The organism is Megalodesulfovibrio paquesii (genome assembly GCF_054653055.1).
In genome coordinates this window covers 260,959-267,500 of sequence record NZ_BAAIGQ010000006.1, presented here as the reverse complement: position 1 = coordinate 267,500, position 6,542 = coordinate 260,959, and the positions used below count along the sequence as shown (strand labels likewise).

Below are 6,542 nucleotides of genomic sequence, written 5' to 3'. Positions count from 1 at the left end.
CTGGCGAACCCGCGCATAGTGCCATGTCTTTCTAGCTGTTATCGCGTTTCAGCATATTCCCCTCCATGCGTGCATCCTGCGGCATGGTTGGTGCTACGCCGGAGCCGTGTCCCGTGCTCTTTCGTTGCCGAATCATGGCGCCTTCAACAAAGTGAGTTCCCATGAGTGAGACTTCGCAACAAGCCACCATGCGCGCCGCCGTATGGCATGGCAGAAAGGATGTGCGCGTCGAGACGGTTCCGGTCCCACCCTTCCCGCCTGCGGGGTGGGTCAAAATCAAAGTCGCCTGGTGCGGCATCTGTGGCTCGGACCTGCACGAATACGCTGCCGGGCCGATCTTCATTCCCGTGAATGCCCCCCACCCTCTGACCGGCAAGCAGGGCAGCCTGATCCTGGGCCATGAGTTCACCGGCACTGTGGTGGAGGTTGGCGAGGGCGTGACCAACGTCCGCGTTGGCGATGTGGTGGCGCCGGATGCCTGCCAGCATTGCGGCCAATGCGTCACCTGCCGGGCCGGAAGGTACAACGTATGCGAAAAGCTGGCCTTTACCGGCCTGCACAACGACGGCGCCTTTGCGCCCTACGTCAACGTGCCGGCCGAGCTGTGTTACGTGCTGCCCGAGGGCGTTTCCACAGAGGCCGGGGCGGTCATCGAACCCCTGGCCACAGGCTTCAAGGCCGTGCGCGAGGCCGGGACCATCCTGGGCGAGACGGTGGTGGTCATTGGCGCAGGCACCATCGGCCTGGGCACGCTCATGGCAGCCAAGGCCGCGGGGGCGGGCAAACTCATCGTACTGGAGATGTCTGCGGCCCGCACGGCCAAGGCCTGGGAATGCGGGGCGGACGTGGTCCTGAACCCCAGAGAGTGCGACGCTGTGGCTGAAATCAAGGCCATGACCGGCGGCTCCGGCGCGGACGTCTCCTTCGAGTGCGTGGGGCACAAGGACACGGGTCCGCTGGCTGTGGAGGTCCTCCGCAACGCCGGCAGGGCTGTCATCGTCGGCATCTTCGAGGAGCCCAGCAGCTTCAACTTCTTCAGCCTCAGCGGCACGGACAAGAAGCTCATCGGCACCCTGGCCTATACGCTGTCGGATTTTCAGGGCGTTTCGGCCCTGCTGGCCAATGGCAAGCTCCAGGCTGCCCCGCTGATCACCGGCCGCATCGGGTTGGAAGAGATTGTGGACAAAGGCTTTCTGGAGCTTCTGAACCACAAGGACAAGCATATCAAAATCCTCGTCCGGCCGGAATAGCCTCCACGCCGATTCTCCGGTGAGGACACACCCGCCCGGAGCTGCCGTACAGGTCGCGGCGGCGGCTCCGGGCGGGCATCCCTGTTTAATTTATCCGCCACTCTTATTGATCATTTTACGTTATCCCCCACCTTCGAGAGGCCGCTCTGGCGTGGCAGGCTCCACAGCCGGACTGCCGGGAACCCAGCCGGTCCAGGCTTCCCGGGCGACTCCCTCCTGCCCGGCCTGTTCCGCGCCGAGGGCACGGGTCCGCCGCAGGGAAAAGGCCACCGAGCCGGCAATGAGCAAGCCCGTGAGCAGCAGCGTCCATTCCGTGGGAATGATCTTGGCGGCGAAGAAATGGTTGATGACCATCTTTGTTCCCACCAGGACCAGTACCAGGGAGAGGCCGTATTTGAGATAATGGAACCGGTGGATGACGCCCACCAGCGCAAAATACAGCGCCCGAAGCCCCAGGATGGCAAAGACGTTGGACGTGTAGACGATGAAGGGATCCGTGGTGATGGCAAAGATGGCCGGGATGGAGTCCAGGGCGAAGACCACGTCCGTGAACTCAATCAGCACCAGGGTGATGAGCAGGGGCGTGATGTAGCGCACCCCGTTGCGCCGGACGAGGAATCGATCGCCTTCAAAGCCTTCCGTGACCCGGAAATGCCGGCGCATGAAGCGGTTGACCCGGTTCTTTTCCAGGTCCGGCTCCTCGCCCACGGCCACGAGCATCTTCACGCCGGTGACGATGAGGAACGCGCCGAACACGTAAATCAGCCAGCTGAAGGCCGCAATCACTGCCGCGCCAGTCACGATGAGCGTGGCCCGCATCACCAGCGCACCCAGAATGCCCCAGAAGAGCACCTTGTGCTGCGAGCAGCGCGGCACGGCAAAATGCATGAAAATGAGCACGAACACAAAGATATTGTCGATGCTCAGGCTCTTTTCGATGAGATAGCCGGTAAAATACTCGGTCGCCGCCTGCGGACCAAGGGTGAAGTACAGGCCCAGACCAAAGGCCCCGGCCAGGACCACATAGCCCAGGGTCAGCAGCAGTGCTTCCCGGACACTGATCTCCCGCCCCTTGCGGTGCAGCAGGCCGAGATCCAGGGCCAGCAACAGCAAGACCAACAGATTGAAGCCAATCCACATCCATGCAGTGCCCACGGCAATGCTCCTGAAACAACTTGGCGCATGAGTTTGGGAAAGGACCGGGGCGGGCCATCCGCCCCGGTCAAGATCAACAGCACAAAGGCCGCGCGTTACACGGCCAGTTGCTGGATGCCTTCGAGAATCCACTCGGGCCGGGCCGCGGCCTCGTCCCGGCGGATGTGCCAGACTTCCCGAACCTGCTCCGGCCGTTCGGCTGTGGCGTCTTCCCGCAGCAGCACGTCAAAGAACACCGAGATGATGGTGTGTGCGCCCTCACGCTGGGATTCGATCACCCGCGCATCCACCAGCAGCAGTTCCGTCTGGCCTGGAGTGGGATCTTCCTTGGCCTGACGGGTGATTTCGGCCAGGACTTCCGGGCTGGTAAAGGTGGCGATATCCGCCAGATCCCGGCGGTCCCAGGAGCCTTGCAGCCGGACGAAGAGGGCCTTGGCGCCTTCGAGGAACTCGGCCTCATCCATGCCGGCGGGCAACAGGGACGCTGCCGGCGCAAGCGCGGCCGCCGGCTCGGAACGCAGCGCACCCCAGCCATTGTCACTGCTGTTGTCCCGGGTAGGGGCCTGCGGCTGACTGCGCACTGAGTCGGCACCGGCGCCAGCGTAGGCCAGACGATCCCCACCCTGGGAACCTGCTCGCCCGGGAGAAGCCGCGCGGCGCGAGCGCAGGAACTTGAAGATCATGAAGCCCACGCCCACCAGCAGCAGGAGTTCCAGGATCCCGAATCCGCCACCCATGCCGCCGCCAAAGAACAGCGAGCCCAAAAGCCCGCCCATCAGCATGCCGCCCAGCATGCCTCCCAGCCCGCCAAATCGCGAGCCCAGGCCACCAGGCTGCGCCGCGCCTTGCTGGGCCGAGTTTTGCCGCTGGACAGTGGAGGGATTGGACGGCGAAGACGCGTCCTTGGGCGGGACGGGCTTGGAATACGAGCCAGACTGCGAGCTGCGGCTGCCAAAGGACTTGCCCCCGCCCATGCGCTTGGCTTCTGCCGGCTCAAAGGCCAGCAGCGCCACCAGCAGGGCCAGCACCGGCCCGCACAGCGTGCGAAGCAACCGATGTTGCGGGGCGCGCTCCACAACGGGAACGGCAGGGGGGATCTGGTCAGGAGTCAGGGGAACAGACGACACGTCGTGCACGGGAACCTCCATGCATCCCGGCCACGATGGTCGCGCCGGGGTTGGGCTGGAGGTCCCATAAAAAAGACCTCCAGCATGATTACTCATGCTGAAGGTCTTGCTCATCGGCGATATTCCGACGACAAGGCCAAGCGCCCCGCACCTCCGCAAGAGATGCCTGAAACGCCAGTACTGTTGACCTTGTCCGAAAGAGCTACTCCCCTTCAGGTGGAGAAAATATAGCGGTATCTCTGCAATTGTCAAGGGTGGTCTCCTGGAGATGGCCGAGACAGTCGCATCTTCCGTGCTGGCTGGGCTGGTCCGCCAGGCCGCAGCCTCCGGGCACTTACTTCGGGCGCCACACCCCGCCTTGCATGCCGCCTCTGCAGCCTCCACCCATGCCACTGGCCACAAGGCCGAGACTGGCGAGACTGGCCACCAGCGCGGCCTGATCGGCAACCATACCCGAAGCGCAGGCAGCGATTCTGTCACATTGTTCTGCAACGCCTCGCCTCTGGGCGACGGACCGCATCTGTACTGAGCCCCCGTCCTTACCGTTGTAAATGTTCTGACCCCCTGCCCTCGCCGGCCCAGATATTGACATTGATTCTCAACTTCACTATCAGGACTCAAACCGTTTGCGGAGGAGACCGTCCATGAAACCGACCGAAATCGTCACTGCCCTGCACACCCTGCTGGCCATCCGGCAGCCCGCCTTTCTCTGGGGCGCGCCCGGTGTTGGCAAAAGCCAGGTGGTGGCCCAGGTGGCGGCAGCCCGCGGGCTGGCCCTGCTGGACATCCGCGCCGTGCTGCTGGATCCAGTGGATCTGCGTGGCCTGCCGCGTATCGATACCCAGGGCGCGGCAGTCTGGTGCCCGCCGGCCTTTCTGCCGCGCGAAGGCGCGGGCATTCTTTTTCTGGACGAGCTGAACGCTGCGCCGCCTCTGGTGCAGGCCGCCTGCTATCAGCTGATCCTCGACCGCCGGCTTGGCGAGTACGAACTGCCGGACGGCTGGACCGTCTTCGCTGCCGGCAACCGCGAGTCCGACCGCGCCGTGACCCACCGCATGCCCTCGGCCCTGGCCAACCGCATGGTCCATCTCGATTTCGAGCCTGATCTTGACGACTGGCTCGCCTGGGCCGCCGGGCAGGGAGTCGATCCCCGGCTCCGGGCCTTCCTTCGCTTCCGTCCCGCCCTCCTCCACGCCTTCGACCCTTCGCGGCAGGAGAAGGCTTTTCCCTCGCCGCGCTCCTGGGAGTTCGTCTCCCGCATCCTCGCCGCCCGGCCGGATCGCTCCACCCTCCTCGCCTTGTTGCGCGGAGCCGTGGGCGAGGCGGCCGCGGCGGAGTGCCTGGGCTTCCTTGCCGCCTACGACGTGCTGCCCCGGCCCGAAGCAGTGTTGGCCGATCCCGGCGGCATCCCCATCCCCGAGGACCCTGCGGTGGTCTACGCCATGTGCGAGAGCGTGACCCGCCACGCCTCCACCGAATGCATGCCCAGTCTGGCCGCCCTGGCTGCCCGGCTGCCCCTGGAATTCGGCGTGCTGCTCATGCGCAATGCCGCCAGGCAGGAGCCTGCCATCGTCGAGACCGAAGCCTTTTCCGGCTGGGCCTGCGCCAACAGCGACGTGTTGATGTAAGCCCCTGCTCACCTCACCAGCTGCCCGCACCCTCCTCAGCAGGAACCCATGCCCCACTCTGCCTCCCTCAAAATGCGCAAGGCCCGCAGCGAGCTGGTGCTGGAGCATCCCTTCTTCGCCACCCTGGCCCTGCGCCTGGAACTGCGGGAAGACGCCACCTGCCGCACCGCCTGGAGCGACGGCCGGGTGCTCGCGTACAATCCGCACTATATCGAAGCGCTGCCCCTCGAAAAGGTCAAGGGCCTGCAGTGCCACGAAGTATTGCATCTGGCCTGCTGCCATCACACCCGGCGCGGCGGGCGGGACAAGACGCTCTGGAACAAGGCCTGCGATCTGGCCATCAACCACATTCTTCTGGATGCCGGTATCGAACTGCCCACGGGATTTCTGGATGATCCCGCCCACCACGGCAAAACCGCCGAGGCCATTTATGCCGCCCTGACCGATCACGACGAGGAGCGCAAGGGCGGAGCCACAGGCGGGCCGCAGCAGGAGGTGCAGGCCGAGGAGGACATGGCCGGCAACGGTGCGGGCGAACTCAGCCAGGACGACGCCGGCCGCAGCGAGCCCGACGGCAACGAAGCTGAGGACGACGATATTGCCCGCGCCGAGGAAGGCGCCGGCAGCCAGGGCGACGAAGACAACGAGCACGGCGAGGACCGCGAAAGCGACGATCCCGGCCTCTCCGGCGAGGTTCGCGACGCACCTTCCACCGCCAATGGCATGGACGGCGCCCAGGCCCTGCGCCTGGAAGAGGATTCCTGGCGCGTGGCCGCTGCGCAGGCCCTGCACAAGGCCCAGGAAGCCGGTGACCTGCCTGGCAGCCTGGAACGCCTGATCCTGGGTTCCCTGGCCCCGTCCGTCAGCTGGCGCGAGATCCTGCGGCGCTTTCTGGCGGAAGCCGCTCGCAATGATTTCACTTGGATCCGCCCAAACCGCCGCCACCTGCACGAGGGGCTGTACCTGCCCGGCCTGGAAAGTCAGGAACTGGCGGAAGTGGCCGTGGCCGTGGATGTCTCGGGCAGCATCACCCAGCCGGAACTGGACGCCTTTGCCGCGGAACTCTCGGCCATTCTGGAGGAATTCGACACGGCCATCACCGTGTTCACCTGCGATGCTTGGCTGACGACAGAAGCCCGTCTGGCCCGCTGGGATCTCCCCTTGGCCTTTGAGGCCAAGGGCGGGGGTGGGACGGACTTCCGCCCTCCCTTCGCCCGCCTCGATGAATCTGGCATCAGCCCGGCATGCTTCATCTATTTTACGGACCTGGCCTGCAACTGCTACCCTGCGGAACCGGACTACCCGGTCCTGTGGGTCACCCCTGCCAGCAACCCCGCGCCGCCCCCCTTTGGCGAGGTGGCAATGATGCGGGCCGCCTAGGA

General features: G+C 65.0%; 6 protein-coding genes. 4 read left to right on the top strand and 2 right to left on the bottom strand.

Annotated elements, in window-relative coordinates:
- The first annotated feature begins 161 nt into the window (after positions 1–161).
- Positions 162–1,250, top strand: a complete 1,089-nt coding sequence (locus ACYQ00_RS14020) for a 2,3-butanediol dehydrogenase (RefSeq protein ID WP_460032766.1) — start codon at positions 162–164, stop codon at positions 1,248–1,250.
- A 120-nt stretch (positions 1,251–1,370) separates the two neighbouring features.
- On the opposite strand, the gene ACYQ00_RS14015 is transcribed toward ACYQ00_RS14020, so the two are convergent.
- Entirely contained in the window at positions 1,371–2,405 is a 1,035-nt protein-coding gene (locus tag ACYQ00_RS14015; protein ID WP_460032765.1) for a TerC family protein, read from the bottom strand.
- 95 nt (positions 2,406–2,500) lie between these two features.
- A complete protein-coding gene (locus ACYQ00_RS14010) occupies positions 2,501–3,541 on the bottom strand; it encodes a Tim44 domain-containing protein (protein WP_460032764.1) in 1,041 nt (346 codons plus the stop codon).
- Positions 3,542–3,800: 259 nt separating this feature from the next.
- On the opposite strand from ACYQ00_RS14010, the gene ACYQ00_RS14005 reads away from it, so the two are divergent.
- From ACYQ00_RS14005 to ACYQ00_RS13995, 3 genes are all read left to right on the top strand, one after another.
- Positions 3,801–4,061, top strand: a complete 261-nt coding sequence (locus tag ACYQ00_RS14005) for a hypothetical protein (RefSeq protein ID WP_460032763.1) — start codon at positions 3,801–3,803, stop codon at positions 4,059–4,061.
- Between the two features lie 115 nt (positions 4,062–4,176).
- A complete protein-coding gene (locus ACYQ00_RS14000; protein WP_460032762.1) occupies positions 4,177–5,160 on the top strand; it encodes an AAA family ATPase in 984 nt (327 codons plus the stop codon).
- 48 nt (positions 5,161–5,208) lie between these two features.
- Entirely contained in the window at positions 5,209–6,540 is a 1,332-nt protein-coding gene (locus tag ACYQ00_RS13995) for a vWA domain-containing protein (protein ID WP_460032761.1), read from the top strand.
- Positions 6,541–6,542 lie beyond the last annotated feature (2 nt).

Bases quoted from the DNA above. Each gene is read 5' to 3' on its own strand.
- ACYQ00_RS13995 (WP_460032761.1), top strand. From the start codon at position 5,209: ATGCCCCACTCTGCCTCCCTCAAAATGCGCAAGGCCCGCAGCGAGCTG.
- ACYQ00_RS14000 (WP_460032762.1), top strand. From the start codon at position 4,177: ATGAAACCGACCGAAATCGTCACTGCCCTGCACACCCTGCTGGCCATC.
- ACYQ00_RS14020 (WP_460032766.1), top strand. From the start codon at position 162: ATGAGTGAGACTTCGCAACAAGCCACCATGCGCGCCGCCGTATGGCAT.
- ACYQ00_RS14005 (WP_460032763.1), top strand. From the start codon at position 3,801: ATGGCCGAGACAGTCGCATCTTCCGTGCTGGCTGGGCTGGTCCGCCAG.